At 73.3% G+C, this 19694-nt stretch carries 18 protein-coding genes; 12 read left to right on the forward strand and 6 right to left on the reverse strand.

What is annotated here, in order from left to right:
- Both ACPCK6_RS19685 and ACPCK6_RS19690 read left to right on the forward strand, forming a co-directional pair.
- On the forward strand, positions 1–220 hold a 220-nt coding region (locus ACPCK6_RS19685), incomplete at its 5' end, for an adenosylcobinamide-GDP ribazoletransferase (RefSeq protein ID WP_423481839.1).
- Between the two features lie 63 nt (positions 221–283).
- Complete coding sequence (locus ACPCK6_RS19690; RefSeq protein WP_135241366.1) at positions 284–1573, forward strand: DUF2314 domain-containing protein; 1290 nt, start codon at positions 284–286, stop codon at positions 1571–1573.
- Between the two features lie 42 nt (positions 1574–1615).
- Here ACPCK6_RS19690 and gcvT read toward each other — a convergent pair whose 3' ends face one another.
- A complete protein-coding gene (gene gcvT, locus ACPCK6_RS19695; RefSeq protein WP_396882359.1) occupies positions 1616–2740 on the reverse strand; it encodes a glycine cleavage system aminomethyltransferase GcvT in 1125 nt (374 codons plus the stop codon).
- Positions 2741–2906: 166 nt separating this feature from the next.
- Between gcvT and ACPCK6_RS19700 the strand changes: the two genes are divergently transcribed.
- Complete coding sequence (locus tag ACPCK6_RS19700) at positions 2907–4475, forward strand: leucyl aminopeptidase (RefSeq protein WP_396882360.1); 1569 nt, start codon at positions 2907–2909, stop codon at positions 4473–4475.
- A 74-nt stretch (positions 4476–4549) separates the two neighbouring features.
- Here the strand turns inward: ACPCK6_RS19700 and ACPCK6_RS19705 are convergent, their stop codons facing one another.
- A complete protein-coding gene (locus tag ACPCK6_RS19705; RefSeq protein ID WP_318333740.1) occupies positions 4550–4879 on the reverse strand; it encodes a hypothetical protein in 330 nt (109 codons plus the stop codon).
- Positions 4880–5057: 178 nt separating this feature from the next.
- On the opposite strand from ACPCK6_RS19705, the gene lpdA reads away from it, so the two are divergent.
- Positions 5058–6449 carry a dihydrolipoyl dehydrogenase gene (gene lpdA / locus ACPCK6_RS19710; RefSeq protein ID WP_269697387.1) on the forward strand — a complete coding sequence of 464 codons (1392 nt, stop codon included), beginning with the start codon at positions 5058–5060 and terminating at the stop codon, positions 6447–6449.
- Positions 6450–6515: 66 nt separating this feature from the next.
- Complete coding sequence (gene sucB, locus ACPCK6_RS19715; protein ID WP_423481840.1) at positions 6516–8381, forward strand: 2-oxoglutarate dehydrogenase, E2 component, dihydrolipoamide succinyltransferase; 1866 nt, start codon at positions 6516–6518, stop codon at positions 8379–8381.
- A 62-nt stretch (positions 8382–8443) separates the two neighbouring features.
- On the opposite strand, the gene ACPCK6_RS19720 is transcribed toward sucB, so the two are convergent.
- Complete coding sequence (locus tag ACPCK6_RS19720) at positions 8444–9388, reverse strand: SDR family NAD(P)-dependent oxidoreductase (protein ID WP_396882362.1); 945 nt, start codon at positions 9386–9388, stop codon at positions 8444–8446.
- Between the two features lie 148 nt (positions 9389–9536).
- Here ACPCK6_RS19720 and ACPCK6_RS19725 point away from each other — a divergent pair, with 148 nt between their 5' ends.
- The 5 genes from ACPCK6_RS19725 to ACPCK6_RS19745 all read left to right on the forward strand — a co-directional run bounded on the left by ACPCK6_RS19725 (position 9537) and on the right by ACPCK6_RS19745 (position 14533).
- The gene (locus ACPCK6_RS19725) at positions 9537–10103 is read left to right on the forward strand and encodes a TetR/AcrR family transcriptional regulator (protein ID WP_423481841.1); all 567 of its coding nucleotides are present in this window, start codon (positions 9537–9539) and stop codon (positions 10101–10103) included.
- Between the two features lie 45 nt (positions 10104–10148).
- Positions 10149–11483: a low temperature requirement protein A gene (locus ACPCK6_RS19730; protein WP_423481842.1), complete on the forward strand. Its 1335-nt coding sequence runs from the start codon at positions 10149–10151 to the stop codon at positions 11481–11483.
- 73 nt (positions 11484–11556) lie between these two features.
- Positions 11557–12435, forward strand: a complete 879-nt coding sequence (locus ACPCK6_RS19735; protein WP_355514380.1) for an oxidoreductase — start codon at positions 11557–11559, stop codon at positions 12433–12435.
- A gap of 128 nt (positions 12436–12563) precedes the next feature.
- Positions 12564–13511: an LLM class flavin-dependent oxidoreductase gene (locus ACPCK6_RS19740; RefSeq protein ID WP_423481843.1), complete on the forward strand. Its 948-nt coding sequence runs from the start codon at positions 12564–12566 to the stop codon at positions 13509–13511.
- 11 nt (positions 13512–13522) lie between these two features.
- Positions 13523–14533: an aldo/keto reductase gene (locus tag ACPCK6_RS19745; RefSeq protein WP_194801129.1), complete on the forward strand. Its 1011-nt coding sequence runs from the start codon at positions 13523–13525 to the stop codon at positions 14531–14533.
- 29 nt (positions 14534–14562) lie between these two features.
- On the opposite strand, the gene ACPCK6_RS19750 is transcribed toward ACPCK6_RS19745, so the two are convergent.
- Both ACPCK6_RS19750 and ACPCK6_RS19755 read right to left on the reverse strand, forming a co-directional pair.
- Positions 14563–14919 carry a VapC50 family PIN domain-containing toxin gene (locus tag ACPCK6_RS19750; RefSeq protein WP_396882368.1) on the reverse strand — a complete coding sequence of 119 codons (357 nt, stop codon included), beginning with the start codon at positions 14917–14919 and terminating at the stop codon, positions 14563–14565.
- Positions 14920–14930: 11 nt separating this feature from the next.
- Positions 14931–15395, reverse strand: coding sequence for a helix-turn-helix domain-containing protein (locus ACPCK6_RS19755; RefSeq protein ID WP_423481844.1), 465 nt, complete (start codon positions 15393–15395; stop codon positions 14931–14933).
- A gap of 124 nt (positions 15396–15519) precedes the next feature.
- On the opposite strand from ACPCK6_RS19755, the gene ACPCK6_RS19760 reads away from it, so the two are divergent.
- Positions 15520–16419 (forward strand): TIGR01777 family oxidoreductase, encoded by a 900-nt coding sequence (locus ACPCK6_RS19760; RefSeq protein ID WP_423481845.1) that lies wholly within the window; start codon positions 15520–15522, stop codon positions 16417–16419.
- Between the two features lie 28 nt (positions 16420–16447).
- Here the strand turns inward: ACPCK6_RS19760 and ACPCK6_RS19765 are convergent, their stop codons facing one another.
- Complete coding sequence (locus tag ACPCK6_RS19765) at positions 16448–17683, reverse strand: extracellular catalytic domain type 1 short-chain-length polyhydroxyalkanoate depolymerase (RefSeq protein ID WP_423481846.1); 1236 nt, start codon at positions 17681–17683, stop codon at positions 16448–16450.
- Between the two features lie 173 nt (positions 17684–17856).
- Between ACPCK6_RS19765 and ACPCK6_RS19770 the strand changes: the two genes are divergently transcribed.
- Entirely contained in the window at positions 17857–19668 is a 1812-nt protein-coding gene (locus ACPCK6_RS19770) for a DUF6311 domain-containing protein (protein WP_423481847.1), read from the forward strand.
- Positions 19669–19694: the final 26 nt, after the last annotated feature.

Genomic DNA, 19694 nt, shown 5'->3' on the forward strand with positions numbered 1-19694 from the left:
GCTGGCGCTCGGCGCGGTCGCCGTCGCGCTGGCTGCGGTGCCCGCGGTGCCGGACCGTCCGTGGCAGGGGCCGCTCGCCGTCCTCGGCGCGCTCGCCGTCGCGGCCGGGCTGCTGCGGCACCTGGTACGCCGCTTCGGCGGCATCACCGGCGACGTGCTCGGGGCGCTCGTGGAGATCGTCACCACGCTGTCCTACCTGGGACTGGTGCTGACCGGCTGAGCGTCACCGGTCCGGGCGGGTAGCGTTCGGGGCGAGTGCACCGGCGCGGTCGAGGGGGACGGCATGCTCATCACGGACGACTTCCTGCCGGTACCGGTGCCCGAGTCGCTCGACGCGACGTACCTGGTACCGATCACCGGGCTGCCGAAGGTGAGCCCGAAGACCGCTGTGGAAGGGCTGGCCGGCCGGCTCGCCGAACCGGTCCACGGGCTGGCCCGGCAGATGCTCGACAGCCCGCTGATGACGGTGGACACCCGCACCGTCGACGAGTTCCCCGAGCTGCCGCCGGACCTGCTCACCGCGTTCGGCGCCACCGAGGAGCAGCTGGCCCGGCTCGCCGCCGCCACCCACCTCGTGGTGGTGCAGGCCGAGTACCGGCCGGGCTGGCCGCCCGCGCACGAGTGGGCCGCCCGCGCGGTGGCCGCCGCGGTCGCCGAGACCGTCGGCGGGGACGTGGTGGACGTCTTCGGGCTCCAGTTCCTCGACCCGGCGGCGGCGCTGCGCTCGCTGCCCGACGAGCAGGGCCGGATCCGGCTCGTCGACTGGGTGCTGGTCCCCTACTCCTCGGACTCCGACGGGCTCTGGTTCACCACGAAGGGGCTGCGCCGGTTCGGGCTGCTGGAGTTGCAGGCCCAGGGCGTACCGGACCACCTGACCCGGGCGTGGGGCGCGGTGATGACCGGCGCGGCCCGGCGGCTGCTGCGGGACTGGACCGACGGGCTCGCCGGTGAGGAGGTGCCGGCGTTCGTGCAACTGCCGGTGCTGGCCACGGTGACCGGGCACGACATCGCCGTGGCGTACGGCAATCCGGAGCAGCACGGCGCGACCGCACCGGTGCTGCTGCGGCTGGAGCTGGACCCGGCCACCGACCCGGACGCCGACTCGTTCCTGAGCCTCAACCCGCCGCCCGGGCATCCGGGGCCGCCCGGCCGCTACTTCGCCGCCGCCTGCGCGACGCTGTTCAACGGCATCCAGCCGGACGTGCGCTACACCCGCACCGGGGACGCGATGAGCCGCGCGGTGGAGACCGCCCGGGAGGCGCTCGGCGACATCCGGGCCCGGTTCCTGGCCGGGCGGCTGCCCGAGGAGAGCCAGCTCGTGGTCAAGTACGGCCTGCCCGGCGACGACGGTCCCGAGTACGTCTGGGCCGGGGTGACCTCGTGGGACACCCCGGAACGGATCGTCGGCGCCAGCGCCAGCGACGCCAACACCGACCCGAGCGTGCGGATCGGCTCGCCAGTGGTGGTGGAGGCGTCGGACGTCGTCGACTGGGCCGTGCTGGACGGCACCGGCGTGCTGGAGGGCGGCTGGACGCAGGCAGTCCTCGACGCCGGGGAGCGCGGCGAGGACTGACCCGCGCGGCTCAGCGCACCGAGGGCGGGTCCGCCTCCGGGCTCAGCGCACCGAGGGCTCGACGAACGGCGGCCGGGTCAGGCGCATCCGGGCGCGGCGGCCCCGGATGTCCACCTCCAGCTCGTCGCCGTCGGCCGGCTTCGGGTCGGTGTCGACCAGTGCCAGCGCGATGCCGTGCTTGAGCGTCGGGCTGAACGTGCCGCTGGTGACGGTGCCGACCTGCCGGTCGCCCGCGTACACGGCCATGCCGGGGCGCGGGATGGCCCGGTCGACGGCGGTGAGGCCGCGCAGCGTACGGGCCGGGCCGGCGGCCTTCTCGGCGCGCAGCGCGTCGCGGCCCCAGAACGCCGGCTTGTCCCAGCCCACCGCCCAGGCGGAGCGGCCCTGCACCGGGGTGATCTCCGGGGACAGGTCCTGCCCGTGCAGCGGGTAGCCCATCTCGGTGCGCAGCGTGTCCCGGGCGGCCAGGCCGCAGGCGCGTACGTCGCCGCCCGCGGCGAAGAGCGCGTCCCAGACGGCGACCGCGTGCTCGGCCGGGACGACCAGTTCGTAGCCCAGTTCGCCGGTGTAGCCGGTGCGGCACACGGTCAGCTCCACCCCGTCGAGCGTGGCGGTGGAGAAGCTCATGTAGTCGTGCCCGGTGGGCAGGCCGAGCGCGCCCAGCAGGTCCGCCGAGCGCGGTCCCTGGACGGCGAGCACCGCGTACGCCTCGTGCTCGTCGGTGACGGTGACGCCGGCGGGCGCGGCGGCGCGCAGCCGGCGGGCCACCTCGGCGGTGTTCGCGGCGTTGGGGATCAGGAAGACGTGGTCGTCGGCGTGCAGGTAGGCGATGATGTCGTCCACCACGCCGCCGGTGGCCTCGTCGCAGCAGAGCGTGTACTGCGCCTGTCCGGGGGCGATCCGGCCGAGGTCGTTGGTGAGGCAGGCGTTGACGAAGTCCGCCGCGCCCGGCCCGGTGACCCGGATCTTGCCCAGGTGCGAGACGTCGAACACGCCGACGCCCTCGCGGACGGCCGTGTGCTCCTTGAGTACGCCGCCACCGGCGTACTCGAGCGGCATCTGCCAGCCCCCGAAGGGGGCGAACTTCGCGCCGAGCGCGGTGTGCCGCTCGTGCAGCGGGGAGCGGCGCAGCCGGGTCTCGGCGGCGTCGGAGGTCACCTCGGTCATGGGTGGCAACTTACCGGCCCGGACCGCTGTGGTTAGCATCGGCGGGATCCCGTCGGCACGCATCGGCGGGACAGCCACGCCTCCCGGCGGGTAGGTTGCCGCCGGAGACACCTTCATCGCCGGTACGCGACGACGCGGCCGGCCCGGCCCGCCCGGAGTAGCTTTCGTGACATCGCCCCGTACCACCCTCAGCCTGGTCGACACCGACCCCGCCGAACTCGCCGTCGACGCGATCGTGATCGGCGTGCACAGCCAGACCACCGAGCCGGGCAGCGGCGCATCCGCCCACGCCCTGCTGCTGGCCACCGGCGGGGAGAGCATCGCCGCCGCGTTCGACGGAAAGCTGACCGAGACGCTGGCCCTGCTCGGCGCGACAGGTGGCCCGGGCGAGGTGATCAAGCTGGCCACGCTGGGCACCGTGACCGCCCCGCTGGTCGTGGCCGTCGGCCTCGGCCCGGAGCCCTCGGGCGCCGCTCCGGCCCCGGAGTCGCTGCGCCGGGCCGCCGGTGCCGCGGTGCGGGCGCTGGCCGGCGCCCCGCGCGTCGCGCTGGCCCTGCCGCTGCCCGACGACGCCGACGCCCCGGCCGCGCTGCGCGCGGTCGCCGAGGGCGCGCTGCTGGGCGGCTACCGGTTCGCCGGCTACAAGACCAAGCCGCAGCCGGCCCGGCGTGAGCCGGTGGCCGAGGTGCTGGTGGCGGTGCCGGACGCGGCCGACGCGACCGCCCAGGCCGAGATCGCGCGGGCGCAGGCCGTGGCCGGCGCGGTGCGGACCAGCCGGGACTGGGTCAACACCGCGCCGAACGAGCTGCGTCCCCCGGCGTTCGCCGACGTCGTCTCCGCCGCCGCCCGCGAGGCGGGGCTGGAGGTCGAGGTGCTGGACGAGGCGGCGCTGAAGGCCGGCGGCTACGGCGGCATCCTCGCCGTCGGCCAGGGCTCCGAGGCCCCGCCGCGGCTGGTGAAGCTCACCTACACGCCCGCCGGCGGCGGCAACGGCAAGCGGGTCGCGCTTGTCGGCAAGGGCATCACGTTCGACACCGGCGGCATCTCGATCAAGCCGGCGCAGGGCATGTGGGAGATGAAGTCGGACATGGCCGGCGCGGCGGCGGTCGGCGCGGCCATGCTGGCGGTCGCGGCGCTCAAGCCGTCGGTCACCGTCACCGGCTACCTGCCGATGGCGGAGAACATGCCGTCGGGCACCAGCTACCGGCCGGGCGACGTGATCAGCATGTTCAACGGCAAGAAGGTGGAGGTGCTCAACACCGACGCCGAGGGCCGGATGGTGCTGGCCGACGCGATGGCGCGGGCCTGCGCGGACGGCGCGGACTACCTGTTCGAGACCTCGACGCTGACCGGCGGTCAGGTGATCGCGCTGGGCAAGCGGATCGCCGGTGTGATGGGCACCCCGGAGCTGTGCGAGCGGGTGCGGGTGGCAGGTGACGCGACCGGCGAGCCGGCGTGGCCGATGCCGCTGCCGGACGACGTGCGCAAGGGCATGGAGTCGGACGTCGCGGACATCTCGCAGGTGAACGCCGGGATGGACCGGGCCGGGCACATGCTGCAGGGCGGGGTGTTCCTGCGCGAGTTCGTCACCGACGACGTGGCGTGGGCGCACATCGACATCGCGGGTCCGGGCTACCACTCGGGCGAGGCGACCGGCTACTGGACCAAGGGCGGCACCGGCGTGCCGGTGCGGACGCTCGTGCACCTGGTCGAGGACGTCGCCACCCACGGCTGACGGGTAAGGAAGGGCCCCTTCTTAACGCCTCGCGTTGTAGAAGGGGCCCTTTTTAACACCCGCGCGCAGGTAGCTCAGAACAGCTCGGGGCGGCGCTTGCGGCGCTCGTTGTAGTCGCGCATGCGCTGCGGATAGCCCATCAGCCGCACGTCGTAGATCGGAATGGCGATCCGGTGCGCCCAGCGGCGGGCCTCGTCCGGCCCGCCGACACGCCGCCGGGTCCACTCGCCGTCGTCGGCGATCAGCATGATCGTGGTCTCGGTGACCGTCGTACGAGGCTCGATGAACGCCTCGACGCCCTTACGGGTCCGGACGAAGTTCTCCAGATGGTCCAGATCGGCGCGGTCGGCGGCGCGGTCGCGGCTCGCCGGGGCCGCCCGCTTGCGTCGTCGGAACAGCCCCACCGAATCCACTCCTCCCCCAAGCCGTCATCGAAGACGGTGCCAAGGGTACGTGTCACCGACGTGTCGTTGGGCACCTCGGTACGCGCTCGGTCCGTGGTGGTGACAAGATGACCGAGGTGGGGTGTACCTGTTACTCCGCCGTAACCCCCGATGCAGTGACGCGACCTGGGAGTTGGATGTGAGCGAGCCGAACGACACGACCTTCGACATCGTCATCCTCGGAGGTGGTAGCGGCGGCTACGCGGCGGCGCTGCGTGCCGCCCAGCTGGACCTCTCCGTCGCCCTCATCGAGAAGAGCAAGCTGGGCGGGACCTGCCTGCACAACGGGTGCATCCCGACCAAGGCGCTGCTGCACGCCGCCGAGATCGCCGACCAGACCCGCGAGTCCGAGCAGTTCGGTGTGAAGGCCGAGCTGGTCGGCATCGACATGAAGGCGGTCAACTCGTACAAGGACGGCGTGATCTCCCGCCTGTACAAGGGTCTCCAGGGCCTGGTGGGCAGCAGCAAGAAGATCACCTTCGTGGCCGGCGCGGGCAAGCTGGTCGGCAAGAACGTCGTCGAGGTGGACGGCAAGCGCTACACCGGCCGCAACGTCGTGCTGGCCTCCGGCTCGTACGCGAAGAGCCTGCCCGGCCTGGACGTCGACGGTGAGCGGATCATCACCAGCGACCACGCCCTGACCCTGGACCGCGTCCCGTCGTCGGCGATCGTCCTCGGCGGCGGTGTGATCGGCGTCGAGTTCGCCAGCGTCTGGAAGTCCTTCGGCGTGGACGTGACCATCGTCGAGGCGCTGCCCCGCCTGGTCGCCGCCGAGGACGAGGAGTCGTCGAAGGCGCTGGAGCGGGCGTTCCGCAAGCGGAAGATCAACTTCAAGGTCGGCAAGCCGTTCGAGAAGGTCGAGAAGACCGACAAGGGCGTGAAGCTGACGATCCAGGGCGGCGACACGGTCGAGGCCGAGCTGCTGCTGGTCGCCGTGGGCCGCGGCCCGAACACCGCCGGCCTCGGCTACGAGGAGCAGGGCGTCAAGATGGACCGCGGCTACGTGCTGACCGACGAGCGGCTGCGCACCAGCGTGCCGAACGTCTACGCGGTCGGCGACATCGTGCCCGGCCTGCAGCTCGCGCACCGCGGCTTCCAGCAGGGCATCTTCGTCGCCGAGGAGATCGCCGGGAAGAACCCGGCCGTGATCGACGAGGCCGGCATCCCGCGCGTCACCTACTGCGACCCGGAGCTGGCGTCGGTCGGCCTGACCGAGGCGAAGGCCAAGGAGCAGTACGGCGCCGACAAGATCAAGACCTACAACTACAACCTGGGCGGCAACGGCAAGAGCCAGATCCTCAAGACCGCCGGCCACGTGAAGCTGGTCCGGGTGGACGACGGCCCGGTGGTCGGCGTGCACATGGTCGGCGCCCGGGTCGGTGAGCTGATCGGCGAGGCGCAGCTCATCTACAACTGGGAGGCGTACCCGGCCGAGGTGGCGCAGCTCGTGCACGCCCACCCGACGCAGAACGAGGCTCTGGGCGAGGCGCACCTGGCCCTGGCCGGCAAGCCGCTGCACGCGCACGCCTGACACGACAACCGCGGCGTCCGGCGACGGGCGATGATCCCACCAGGGGAATGAAGGAGTCTGGAGAACATGCCGGTATCGGTCACCATGCCCCGGCTCGGCGAGAGCGTCACCGAGGGCACCGTCACGCGCTGGCTCAAGCAGGAGGGTGACACCGTCGAGGTCGACGAGCCCCTGCTCGAGGTGTCGACCGACAAGGTCGACACCGAGATCCCGTCCCCCGCGGCGGGCGTGCTGAGCCGGATCGTGGTCGGCGAGGACGAGACCGCCGAGGTCGGCAGCGAGCTGGCGGTCATCGCCGGCGAGGGCGAGGACGCGGGCGCGGCTCCCACCGAGAAGGCCGAGCCGGCCACCGAGCCGACGGCCGCCGCCGAGGGCACCGGCCCCGAGCCGGAGCAGGCCCAGGAGGCCGAGGAGGCCGCCGCCGAGCCGGGCGCCGAGGCCGAGCAGCCGGCCGTCGAGGAGCCGGCCGAGCCCGCCGCGCCGTCGGGCGAAGGCACGCCGGTGACCATGCCGGCCCTGGGCGAGAGCGTCACCGAGGGTACGGTCACCCGCTGGCTCAAGCAGGTCGGCGAGACCGTCGAGGTGGACGAGCCGCTGCTGGAGGTCTCCACCGACAAGGTCGACACCGAGATCCCGTCGCCGGTCGCCGGCACGCTGCAGGAGATCAAGGTCGCCGAGGACGAGACCGCCGACGTCGGCGCCGTGCTGGCGATCGTCGGGGTGGCCGGCGCCGCGCCCGCGAAGGCGGAGCCGAAGCCCGAGCCCAAGCCGGAGCCGAAGGCCGAGGCGAAGCCCGAGCCCGAGCCCAAGCCCAAGCCCGAGCCGAAGCCGGAGCCCGAGGTCGAGGAGCCCACGCCGGGCGCGTCCTACAACGAGCCGGCCGCCGAGGCGGAGCAGGCCGCGCAGCCGGCCGAGGCCGAGCAGGCGGCCCAGCCGGCCGCGCCGGCCGCCGCGCAGCGCCGGAGCGTTCCGGCCGAGCACGGCGAGGACGCCGCCGGGTACGTGACGCCGCTGGTGCGCAAGCTCGCCGCCGAGCACGGCGTGGACCTGGGTTCGATCAAGGGCACCGGCGTGGGTGGCCGCATCCGCAAGCAGGACGTGCTGGAGGCGGCCGAGAAGGCGAAGGCCGCCAAGCCCGCGCCGGCCGCCGCCGCTGCCCCGTCCGCACCGGCCCCGGCCAAGCCGGCCGCCAAGCCGGAGCCGAGCGCCAAGCGGGGCACCACGGAGAAGCTGCCGCGGATCCGCTCGATCATCGCCAAGCGTCTCCAGCAGTCGCTGCACGAGACGGCGCAGCTGACCACCGTCGTCGAGGTCGACGTCACCAAGGTCGCCAAGCTGCGGGCGCGGGCCAAGGACTCGTTCCAGGCCAAGCACGGCGTGAAGCTGTCCTTCCTGCCGTTCTTCGCGGTGGCCGCGATCGAGGCGCTCCAGACGTACCCGATCATCCAGGCCAGCATGGACCTGGACGGCGGGACGATCACCTACCCGGGCGCCGAGCACCTGGGCATCGCGGTGGACACCGAGCGCGGTCTGCTCACGCCGGTCATCCACAACGCCGGTGACCTGAACATGGGTGGCCTGGCCAAGCGGATCGCCGACCTGGCCGAGCGCACCCGGGCCAACAAGATCACCCCGGACGAGATGGCCGGGGCGACGTTCACGCTCACCAACACCGGCAGCCGGGGCGCGCTGTTCGACACCCCGATCGTGCCGTCGCCGCAGTCGGCGATGCTCGGCACGGGTGCCGTGGTGAAGCGTCCGGTCGTGGTGAACGACGCGGAGCTGGGCGAGGTCGTGGCGATCCGCTCGATGGTCTACCTGGCTCTGTCGTACGACCACCGGCTGATCGACGGCGCCGACGCGGCCCGCTTCCTCACCGCGGTTAAGGAGCGGCTGGAGGGCGGCAACTTCGAGGCCGAGCTGGGTCTGTAGATCCGAGACGGCGAGGGGGCGCGCGGCGACATGCCGCGCGCCCCCTTCCTCGTTTCCGCGGGTCAGCCGCGCAGGTGCGCCTCGGAGACGGTCCAGAGCTGCTCGGCGGCCTCCGGGTCGCGGGCGTACCCGGCCCAGCCGGTACGGGTGCCCGGCTGGTTCGGCCCGGCCTCCTGGCAGTCCTCGAAGTACCGGCCGCCGACGCCGTCGAGCAGCGGTGAGGCGGCGACCAGCACCGAGGTCGCCGCGCCCTGCTCGGGTGTCTTGAAGGTGGCCGCGCCGCCGCCGCTCTGGGCGCGCATCCGGGCCAGTTCCTCCTCGGTGATGTAGCGCTGGAGGTTGGTGCGGATCGCGCCGGGCATGAGCGCGTTGGTGTGGATGCCGTCGTCCGCCCACCGGCGGGTCGCCTCCACCGCGAACAGCACGTTCGCGGTCTTGGACTGCCCGTACGCCAGCCACGGGTCGTACGGTCGCTGCCGGAAGTGGATGTCGGAGAACACCACCGGTGAGCGCAGGTGTGCGGCCGAGCTGACCGAGACGATCCGCGCGCCGTCGGCCGCGGCGAGCGCCGGGCGCAGCCCGGTGGCGAGCGCGAAGTGCCCGAGGTGGTTTGTGGCGAACTGCATCTCCCAGCCCTGCTCGGTGCGCATCTCGGGCGACGCCATGATCCCGGCGTTGTTCACGAGCATGTGCAGCGGCCCGTCCCAGGTGCGGACGAACGCGGCCACCGAGGCGAGGTCGGCGAGGTCGAGCGGCGCGACCAGGATCCGGTCGTTGCCGGTGGTGCCGGTGATGTCGTCGGCGGCGCGCTGCCCGGCCTCGGTGTTGCGGACGGCGAGGGTGACGTCCGCTCCGGCGGCGGCGAGTGCGCGGGCGGTCTCGACGCCGATCCCGGAGGCGCCGCCGGTGACGACGGCCCGCCGACCGGTGAGGTCCAGGTCGCGGACCACCTCCAGGGCGGTGGTCTCGGCGGAGAACGGGGTGGTGACTGGTGTCGGGGTTGTCATGGTCCATCCTTGTCGACGGCGACGCGGACCGATGTCCGCCCGCTACGATGAGAAGCGGAGGATCCTCCGTTACTTCGCCAGCATAACCGGAGGGGGCTCCGGTTCACCACCGTTCCGGGCCGGTGACCCGGCCGAGGGAGGAGGGCCCGTGCCCGACCGACCGCTGCGCGCGGACGCGCTGCGCAACCGGCAGCGGCTGCTGGACGCCGCGGTCCAGGCGTTTTCCCAGGACGGCCCGGAGGTAACGCTGGACCGGGTCGCCCGGGAGGCCGGCGTCGGCATCGGCACGCTCTACCGCCACTTCCCGAGCCGGGAGGCGCTGATCGAGGCGGCGTACCGCAACGAGCTGGAGAAGCTCTGCGACGCCGCCCCGGCGCTGCTCGCGGCCCAGCCCGCCGACGCGGCGCTGCGCGCCTGGATGGATCGGTTCGTCGACTACCTCGCCACCAAGCGGGGCATGGCCGACGCGCTGCGGCTGGTGATCGCCTCCGGCGCCAACCCGTACGCGCAGAGCCGCGACCGGCTGCTCGCCGCGCTCGGGGCGCTGCTCGCGGCGGGTGCCGCCGCGGGTGTCGTACGCGCCGACGTGGCCGCCGCCGACGTGCTCGCCAGCCTCAGCGGCGTCTCCCTGGTCGCGGGCGAACCGGACCAGCGCGCCCAGGCCGGACGCCTGCTCGACCTGCTGATGGACGGGTTGCGCCACCGGCCGGGCTGACCGGAACCGGCCCGCGCCCCCGGCGCGCGCTGACAGACTCGGCCGGTGGGCTCGTACGGGTGGCGGGGACGCCTGGGGCCGGCGGTGCCGGTGGCCCCGGGCGCCCGGGTCGACCGGTTCGAGATCTTCTTCGACCTGGTCTTCGTCTTCTCGTTCTTCATCATCACCCGGGCCACCGCCCTCCAGGTGACCGGCGGGGCGCTGCTGCACGCGCTGCTCGTCCTCGCCGTGCTCTGGTGGTCGTGGGTGGTGCACAGCGTGGTCGCCACCCGGGTACGCCTCGGCGAGGGATTCGTCCCGGTGCTCATGACCGTCGGCATGGCCGCGCTGTTCACGTTCGCGCTGTCGCTGCCGAACGCGTTCCGCGACCCGCGCGGCAACGAGGCCGGGCCGATGGTCGCGGCGCTCAGCTACACCGTCCTGCGGCTGGTGCACCTGCTGCTCTACCGGCACGCCGTCCGGGACAGCCCGAACGAGCGCCGGCAACTGATCCGGTTCGCCCCCGAGGTGGTCGGCAGCACCGCGCTGCTGCTGGTCGCCGCGCTGCTGCCGCCGAGGATCGACGACCTGGTCTCCGCGGCGGTGCTCCGGGACGTGCTGTGGGCCGGGGTCATCCTGCTCCAGTACGGCACCGGCATCATCGCCGGCACGTGGGGCTGGGGCGTCGCGTCCGCCGAACACTGGACCGAGCGGTACGACCTCATCCTGATCATCGCGCTGGGCGAGTCCGTGATCTCGGTCGGCGTCGGCAGCAACCTGCTCGGTCAGCCGCCCACCTGGCCGGCCGTGGCGGCGGCGGTGCTCGGCATCTTCTTCACCGCCGCGCTCTGGTGGGCGCACTACGACATGATCGGGCCGGCCGCCCGGATCGCCCTGCACGTCGCGCAGGACGGCCCCCGGGTGGCGATGGCCCGGGACGCGTACGCGTACCTGTTCCTGCCCATGATCGCGGGCATCATCCTGTTCGCGCTCGGCGCCGAGACGATCGTGCACGGCATCGCCGACCCGAACGTGCCGCCGAGCGAGCCGGCACACGGTCCCGGCGTGCCGCTGCTGTACGGCGGCGTCATCTGCTACCTCTGCGGCAACATGCTGTTCCAGCTGCGTACCCTGCGCACGCTGAGCTGGACCCGGGTCGGCGCGGTGCTGCTGCTGGGCGTGCTCATCCCGGTCGCGGAGCGGCTGCCGGGGCTGGCCGCGCTGGGCATGCTGACCGCCGTCACCGTGGGTATGGTGGCCGTCGAGGTGATCGTCTTCGCCGAGGGCCGGCAGGCGCTGCGCAAGCTGGTCTTCGAGGAGCGCACCAGCCACGAGGCGCACGAGGCGGCCTGGCGGGCCCGCTGGCTCGAGAAGCCCGAGGACCGCGACGAAGGCGAGTGAACCGGCTGCCCGCCGGCCCCGTGGTACCTGTCGGCCCCGCCGTGGGGCCGCAGACGAGGGATACGGGGACCACATGACCATCGACACCGTGCACGCCGGCGCGGCCGGCACCTGGCAGCTCGGCGACCTGACCGTGAACCGGATGGGCCTGGGCGCGATGCGGCTGACCGCGAACGCCGACGGCAGCCCGAGCGACAGGGACCGGGCCGTCGCCGTACTGCGCCGCGCCGTCGAGCTGGGCGTCAACCACATCGATACGGCCGCGTTCTACTTCTCGCCACTGCGCTCGGCCAACGAGCTGATCAACCGGGCGCTGTGGCCGTACCCGGAGGATCTGGTCGTCGTGACCAAGGTCGGGCCGGGCAAGGACCCATCCGGGCAGTGGTTGCCGGCGGCCCGGCCGGACCAGCTGCGCGGGCAGGTGGAGGAGAACCTGCGTCAGCTCGGCCGCGACCACCTGGACGTGGTGAACCTGCGGGTGCACGGCCCGGAGCCGCTGTCCGAGCACTTCGGCGCGCTGGCCGAGCTGCGCGACGCCGGGCTGATCCGGCACCTCGGCGTCTCCGCCGTACGCCCGCACCAGGTCGCCGAGGCGCGCGCCATCGCCCCGGTGGTGTGCGTGCAGAACTCGTACGGCCTGGGCTACCGCCGTCAGCACGACGAGCTGATCCGCGACTGCGCGGCGCACGGCACCGCGTTCGTGCCGTTCTTCTCCCTCGTCACCAGCGGCCGGGAGGCCGGCGCCACCGGCGAGGAGCACCCGGAGGTGCTCGCGGTGGCCCGGGAGCACGGCGTGACGGCGGCTCAGGTCCGGCTGGCCTGGACGCTGGCCCGGGGCCCGAACGTGCTGGCCATCCCCGGCACGGGCGACCCGGCGCATCTGGAGCAGAACGTCGCCGCCGCCGCGCTGCGCCTCTCCCCCGCCGACCTGGCCCGCCTCGACGCCGTGTGACGGGTGTTAAGAAGGGGCCCTTTCACCTCGCCAGGCGTTAAGAAGGGGCCCTTCCTTACCGTTCGGCCGTCGGCAGAATCGGCGCGTGCGGGGTGGCCTGCGGCCCGGCACGCGCCGATGCTGAGGCGATGGCGACCTTCTCCGTACAGGCCCAGCCCACCGACGCGGCGAGCTGGACCGAGCTGGCCCGTACCGTCGAGGCGGCCGGATTCGACGCGCTGTTCGCGGCCGACCATCCCGGCTCCTGCGCGTCGCCGTTCGTCGCGCTGGCCGCCGCGGCGGCGGTGACCAGCACGCTGGGCCTCGGCTCGTACGTCTCCAACGCCGGGGTCCGCGAGCCGATCCTGCTCGCCGCCGACATCGCCACCCTGGACGTGGTCTCCGGCGGGCGGGCCCGGTTCGGCATAGGCGCGGGCCACACGCCGGCCGAGTGGCGGGCCGTCGGGCGCGAGCGCCCGGACGTCGCCGGCCGGGTCCGCCGGTGCGTCGCGGTGACCGAGGCGGTGCGGGCACTGCTCGCCGGCGACGAGGTGACAGTGGACACCGAGGACCTGACGACGTACGCGGCACGGCTCGACCGGCCCCGCCCGGTCCAGGACCGGATCCCGCTGACGGTGGGCACTTCCAACTCGACGCTGCTGCGCTGGGCCGGGGCGCACGCCGACGTGGTCGGCCTGGCCGGCTTCGGCCGTACCCTGCCCGACGGCCACCAGCACACCGTCCGCTGGCGGTCCGACCAGATCGAGGCACAGCTCGCGCACGTGGCAGCCGGCGCGGCCGGCCGGGACACCCCGCCGGTCCTGGAGGCGCTGGTCCAGCACGTCGCCGTCACCGACGACGCGGAGGCGGCCGCCGCCGGGACGGCCGCCGAGACCGGGCTCACCCCGGCGGAGGTGCTGGCCACCCCGTTCGTACTGGCCGGCACGCCCGACGAGATCGTCGCGGCGGTCGCCGGGCACCGGCGCCGCTGGGGCGTCAGCCGCTTCGTGGTACGCGCCGGAGCCGTCGACGCGCTCGCCCCGCTCCTGCCCCGGCTGGCGGGAAAAGGGCTGGACTTCAAGCACACTCGAAAGTGAACACTGGGCGCATGACGACGACACGACGGCTGGGCCGCAGCGGCATCGAGGTCAGCGCGATCGGCATGGGTTGCTGGGCGATCGGCGGCCCGCTCTGGGACGGCACCCAACCGCTCGGCTGGGGCGAGGTGGACGACGACGAGTCGGTGCGTACCGTCCACCGGGCGCTCGACCTGGGCGCGACGCTGTTCGACACCTCCAGCAACTACGGCGCCGGGCACAGCGAACGGGTACTCGGGCGCGCGCTGGCGGGCCGCCGGGACCGGGCGGTCATCGCGACCAAGTTCGGCTACCCCACCGACGAGGAGACCCGCCAGGCGCTCGGCGAGGACGCCAGTCCCGAGTACGCGCGGCGCAGCCTGGAGGGTTCGCTGCGCCGGCTCGGCACCGACCACGTCGACCTCTACCAGCTCCACCTGGGCGGTCTGCCGGTGCCACGGGCGCTGGACCTCGTCGGCACGCTGGAGGACCTGGTCGCGGAGGGGAAGATCCGGGCGTACGGCTGGAGCACCGACGACCCCGCCTCGGCGCGCGCCTTCGCCGAGGCGGGACCGCACTGCGCGGCGATCCAGCACGACCAGTCGGTGCTGCGGGACAACGCCGCCATGCTCGCGGTGTGCGCGGAGTTCGACCTGGCGAGCCTCAATCGAGGGCCGCTGGCGATGGGCCTGCTCACCGCGAAGTACCAGGACGCGCCGACCGCCCGGGGCGGCGACGACGTACGCGGCGTGGCACCGGAGTGGCTGGACTGGTTCGCCGGCGGCGTACCGCGCGCCGAGTGGGCGCAGCGGGTGGCCCGGGTCCGTGAGGCGCTGACCGCCGACGGCCGCACGCTCGCCCAGGGCGCGCTGGGCTGGCTGCTCGCCCGCAGCCCGCACACGCTGCCGATCCCCGGCTGCCGGACCGTCGCGCAGGCCGAGGAGAACCTGGGAGCGCTGGCGTACGGGCCACTGCCGCAGGACGCGTTCGCCGAGGTGGAACGCCTGCTCGCCGAGCTGCGTACCGCCCCGGCCGACGCCTGACCGCCCTGTCCCGCCGCGGGGGGGCCGCCTCAGAGGTGCCGGCGGACCTCCGCGGCGAACCGGGGCAGGCCGGTGCGTCCCAGCAGTACGAGCAGACCCGGTACGGTCGTCGGCTCCCTGCGGTAGGCGGCCGCCTGGCGGTGCAGGACGTCCAGTGTCTGCCCCGGGTAGAGGTCCAGCTGGTCGAGCAGGAAGTCGTCCGGGTGCACCGCCACGATGTCGAAGGACTTGAGCGACGCCTCGGGAAAATCACCGACGTTGAACGTGACCAGCACTTCCGCGTTCGCCCGGACGGCGGCAGCCAGCACGTGCCGGTCCTTGGGATCGTTGGACATGCCGTCGATGAGCGACTCGTACCCGCTGACCATCGCGTCCGGGAACGCCACTCAGGTCACGCTCATCTCGTCCTGCGCGGTGTGGCCGTCGCATCGCCGTCTTCCTCGGCTTCGGCGGTCATCCGGTCGAGCGTCCGGCGGCGTGCCTGCCGGGTCCGCTCCTGGTAGTCGAGAACGTCCCGGAGCATGACTCGCCGGTGACGGCCGCGCATCGTGTGCGGCATCTCGCCCTCGGACAGCAACCGGACCAGCGTGGGCCGGGAGATGTCGAGCAGGTCTGCCGCCTCCTGGGTCGTCAGCATCGTGTTGTGCGGTGCGATGGAGATCGCAAGCCCTTCGGACAGTGCCGTCACCACGTCCCGCAGCACTCCGTACAACTCGTCGGGGATCTCGATCTCGGACCCGTCCGGCCCGACCAGCCTGGCCCGCGCACGACCGCCGGCGCTCCGCAGTTCGTGCACGAACCGGGCCAGCTCAGCCGGGTCGTCCGGAGGAAGGACGGTACGTTCACGCAGCGCGCTGCTCATGACCACAAGGGTATCGCTATTCGAAAAAAACGCAACGCGTTCAGCGCGCGTGACGGGTGGGCGTGACGAGTGAGTGATTTCGCTCAACGCATCCGAATCGCGCCGCGTACTCGAAGATGTGAGCATGCGGATCCTCATGGCCGGCGCGTCCGGTTTCCTCGGCACCCGACTGGTCGACTGCCTCACCGCGGACGGCCACCAGGTCACCCGCCTGGTCCGCCGCCCGCCACGCACCCCCGCCGAACGGCAGTGGAACCCGTCCGCCGCGCAACTGGACCCCCAGTGCGTCGCCGAGGCGGACGCGGTGGTGAACCTGGCCGGCGCCGGGGTGGGCGACAAGCGCTGGAACGACGAGTACCGGAAGCTGATCCGGACCAGCCGGGTGGACAGCACCACCACGCTCGCCATCACGATCGCCGGCCTGCCCGCCGCCGACCGGCCCGCGGTGCTGCTGAACTCCTCCGCCGTCGGCTGGTACGGCAACACCGGCGACCGGACGGTCACCGAGGAGGCGCCTGCGGGTGAGGGGTTCCTCGCCGACGTCTGCCGGGTCTGGGAGGCCGCGACCCGCCCGGCCGAGGACGCGGGCGTACGGGTGGTGCGCCTGCGTACCGGACTGCCGCTGCACCGCGACGGCGGCCTGCTCAAGCCGCAGCTGCTGCCGTTCCGGCTCGGCGTCGGCGGCAAGCTGGGCAACGGGCGGCAGTGGCTGCCGTGGATCTCGATGCGGGACTGGCTCGACGCCGTGACGTTCCTGCTGGCCCGCGACGGGATCGCCGGCGCGGTGAACGTGGTCGGCCCGGCACCGGTCACCAACGCCGAGTTCACCAAGGAGCTGGCCCGCCAGCTGCACCGCCCGGCGATCATGCCGATCCCGGCGGTGGCGCTGAAGGTGGCGCTCGGCGGTTTCGCGCAGGAGGCGCTGACCAGCGCGCGGGTGCTGCCCGCCGTGCTCGACAAGGCCGGCTTCCCGTGGGCGCACCCGGACCTGGCGGGCGCGTTGCGCGCCGCCCTCACCGAGTGAGCGGGCGAGGGCGGCGCGACGGGGCGGATCAGCAGCCGATCACCCAGTACGCGGGCCCGGTCTGCTTCAGCCTGCTCGTGTAGAAGGTGTTGTAGAGGCCCATCCGCTGCCCGCTGCCGAGCGCGTAGGCGTACCCGCCGGACTGGTAGGCCCGCCCGGCCACCACGTGCGCGTAGTTGCTGGCGGTGACGCAGACCGGCGCGCTGGTCGGCGAGGGCGAGGCGGTCGGCGAGGCCGTCGGGGTGGGCGACGCGGTCGCCGTCGGGGTCGGGCTCGGCGAGGCGCCGCCACCGCCGAGCCCGAAGAAGACCGCGTCCCGGTACGTCGAACAGATGGTGTCCAGGAAGTACGCCCCGGCGGTGCCGCACTGGTCCGCGCCCGCACCCGGGTCGACGGGGGTGCCGTGGCCCATCCCGGAGACCCGGTAGAGGCGGACCTGGTCGGCGCCGTAGACCTCCAGGCTCGTCCCGGCCGGCAGCGTGGACGTGCTGGTCGGGGTGGTCGACACGCCCAGCACGTTCGTCCACTGGTCCCGCGACTCGGCGGCGTTCGCGGTCGCCACCGTGGTGTCGCTGGTGCCGTGCCAGATCGCCACCCGCGGGCGCTTGCCGGAGTAGCCGGCGTACGCGCCGCGGACCAGGTCGCCCCACTGCGCCGGGGTCTTGTCCACACCCGGGTTCATGCAGCTGAACGCGGTGACGGTGCTGGTGGCGCAGCGGTACGGGATGCCGGCGATGATCGAGCCGCCGGCGAAGACGTCGGGGTAGGCGGCGAGCATGGCCGCGCTCATCGCGCCGCCCGCGGAGAGGCCGCTGACGTAGACCCGGGCGCCGTCGGTGCCGTAGGTGGTCCTGGCGTAGTCGACCATCTGCTTGATCGACAGCGCCTCGCCCTGGCCGCGTGCGGTGTCACCGGTCTCGAACCAGTTGAAGCAGGAGTTGGCGTTGTTGCCGCTGGCCTGCTGCGGCGCGATGAGCGTGAACTTCCACTGGTCGGCGTACTTCTGCCAGCCGGAGTTGGCGACGTAGGTCGAGGCGTTCTGCACGCAGCCGTGCAGCAGCACCACGGCGGGCGCGCCGGCGGGCAGGCCGTCCGGGCGGTACGCGTACATGGCCAGGTTGCCGGGGTTGGAGCCGAACCCGGTGACCTGGGTCAGCGAGGCGGCCTGGGCGGGAAGGGCGGCGACCAGCGCGGTGGCAGCGGCCAGCACGACCCCGGCCGCCGCCCCGGCGACGCGGGCGATGAGGGATGAGGAGCGGGGCACGGGAACCTCCCGATCGTGGAATGTGAACTGAGTCACCTCCGAGTTGCCGAGACGTTACGGCCGCGTTTCGTCACACCGGAATGGCCGCCGCTCACACATTCACGGTCACCGAAGTGTGCGGCGAGTTCCGTGTCCGGGCGGTCTGCCCAGGTCCGGTTGGTAACGTCCGCTGCGTGCCCTCCTCCCCGTCCACGGCCGCCGGCCCGGCGCCGACGCGCGTCCGCGACCGGCGCGCCGACCTGCTGGTCACGCTCGCCGCGCTGGCCCTGGCCCTCTGGGTGACGAGTGGCATGTGGCGGGATCCGAACAGCCGCGCGATCACGGTCAACTCCAGCGACCAGGCGCTGTTCGAGTGGCTGCTGGCGTTCGGCGGGCACGCGCTGACCCACGGGCAGAACCCGCTGTACACCACCTTGATCAACGTCCCGGACGGGGTGAACCTCGCGGTGAACACCTCGATCACCGTGTACGCGGCGGTCTTCGCGCCGCTCACGTACCTGATCGGGCCGCCCGCGACGTTCCTGGTGATCCTCACGCTCAACCTGGCCGCGACGGCGGTGGCCTGGTACTGGCTGCTCAGCCGGCACCTGGTCGGCAGCCGGCTGGCCGCCGGGGTGGGCGCGCTGTTCATCGCCTTCTGCCCGGCGATGGTGTCGCACGCGAACGCGCACCTGAACTGGACCGCGGGCTGGCTGGTGCCGCTGCTGATCTGGGGCGTGTTCCGGCTGCGCCGCCCGGGCCGGGCGGTCACCGGCGGGATCGTGCTCGGCCTGCTGGTGGCTGTCGCGTTCTCGATCGCCGCCGAGGGGCTGTTCTTCACCGCGCTGGCGCTCGGCGTGTTCCTCGCCGCCTGGGCGCTGCACCCGGCCCGGTGGCCGGAGGTACGCGCCGCGCTGCCCCGGATGGCGGCCGGGCTGGGCGTGACCGCGCTGGTCGCGGGGGCGCTGCTGGCGTACCCGCTGTGGCTGCACTTCCTCGGACCGCAACGGTTCCACGGCACCGGCTTCGACCCGCTGATCCACTCCGAGGACATCGCCGCGTACGGGTCGTACCCGCGCCGGTCACTGGCCGGCTGGGCCGGATGGGGCACCTCGCTGGCGCCCAACCCGACGGAGGAGAACTCGTTCTTCGGCGTACCGCTGCTCCTGCTCGCCGTCGCCTGCTTCGCGCTGCTGTGGTGGCGCGCGGACCGCGCGTTCCGGGCCACGCTGGCCGCCCTCGGCGTGACAGCAGTGGTCTTCGCGGTGCTGTCGTGGGGGCCGACGGTGAAGTGGAACGGCCGCCGCTTCGACCAGACGCTGCCGTTCGGGGTGCTGGACAACCTGCCGGTGATCAACGCGGCGTTGCCGTCCCGGCTGGCGCTCGTGGTCGCACCGGTCATCGGCCTGCTGCTGGCGTACGCGATCGACTCGCTGCGTGCCCGGCCGCCCCGGCGCCGGGTGAGCGGGCTCGCCTGGGCGCTCGGCTTCGCCGCCGCGCTGTTGCCGCTGGTGCCGATCCCGCTGCTGACAAGCGTCCGCGAACCGATCCCGGCGTTCATCACCAGCGGCGCCTGGCAGCGCTACGTCCCGCCCGACGGGGTGCTGACGCCGCTGCCGCTGACCGTTGACGTCTACCCGGACGGGCAGCGCTGGCAGGCGTACGCGCTCGCCCACCGGCAGGGTGAGTTCCGGATCCCGTCCGGCTTCTTCCTCGGGCCGGGCGGGCCGGAGGGCCGGGGCCGGATCGGCCCGGTGCCGCGCACCTTCGACTCGCTGATGGACCAGGCGGGCCGGACCGGGCTGGTGCCGATCATCACCGACGGCAGCATCCGCGAGTCCCAGGCGGACCTGCGCTACTGGGGCGTCCAGGCGGTGGTGCTGCCGGACCGGGTGCACGGCGCGAAGTTCGACGTCGACGAGGAGGCGCTGCGACGCACCGCCACCGCGCTGCTCGGCCCGCCCGAGCGGGTGGAGGACGTCTGGCTGTGGCGGGTACCGGACTGACGCGACGAGGCTCACGGGTCCGGTTC

The sequence above is a fragment of the Micromonospora sp. AB353 genome (assembly GCF_049538395.1).
GTDB lineage: Bacteria > Actinomycetota > Actinomycetes > Mycobacteriales > Micromonosporaceae > Micromonospora > Micromonospora aurantiaca.

Coding starts and splice junctions, on each gene's coding strand:
- ACPCK6_RS19690 (WP_135241366.1), top strand. CDS start 284: ATGCTCATCACGGACGACTTCCTGCCGGTACCGGTGCCCGAGTCGCTC.
- gcvT (WP_396882359.1), bottom strand. CDS start 2,740: ATGACCGAGGTGACCTCCGACGCCGCCGAGACCCGGCTGCGCCGCTCC.
- sucB (WP_423481840.1), top strand. CDS start 6,516: ATGCCGGTATCGGTCACCATGCCCCGGCTCGGCGAGAGCGTCACCGAG.
- ACPCK6_RS19720 (WP_396882362.1), bottom strand. CDS start 9,388: ATGACAACCCCGACACCAGTCACCACCCCGTTCTCCGCCGAGACCACC.
- ACPCK6_RS19735 (WP_355514380.1), top strand. CDS start 11,557: ATGACCATCGACACCGTGCACGCCGGCGCGGCCGGCACCTGGCAGCTC.
- ACPCK6_RS19740 (WP_423481843.1), top strand. CDS start 12,564: ATGGCGACCTTCTCCGTACAGGCCCAGCCCACCGACGCGGCGAGCTGG.
- ACPCK6_RS19745 (WP_194801129.1), top strand. CDS start 13,523: ATGACGACGACACGACGGCTGGGCCGCAGCGGCATCGAGGTCAGCGCG.
- ACPCK6_RS19755 (WP_423481844.1), bottom strand. CDS start 15,395: ATGAGCAGCGCGCTGCGTGAACGTACCGTCCTTCCTCCGGACGACCCG.
- ACPCK6_RS19760 (WP_423481845.1), top strand. CDS start 15,520: ATGCGGATCCTCATGGCCGGCGCGTCCGGTTTCCTCGGCACCCGACTG.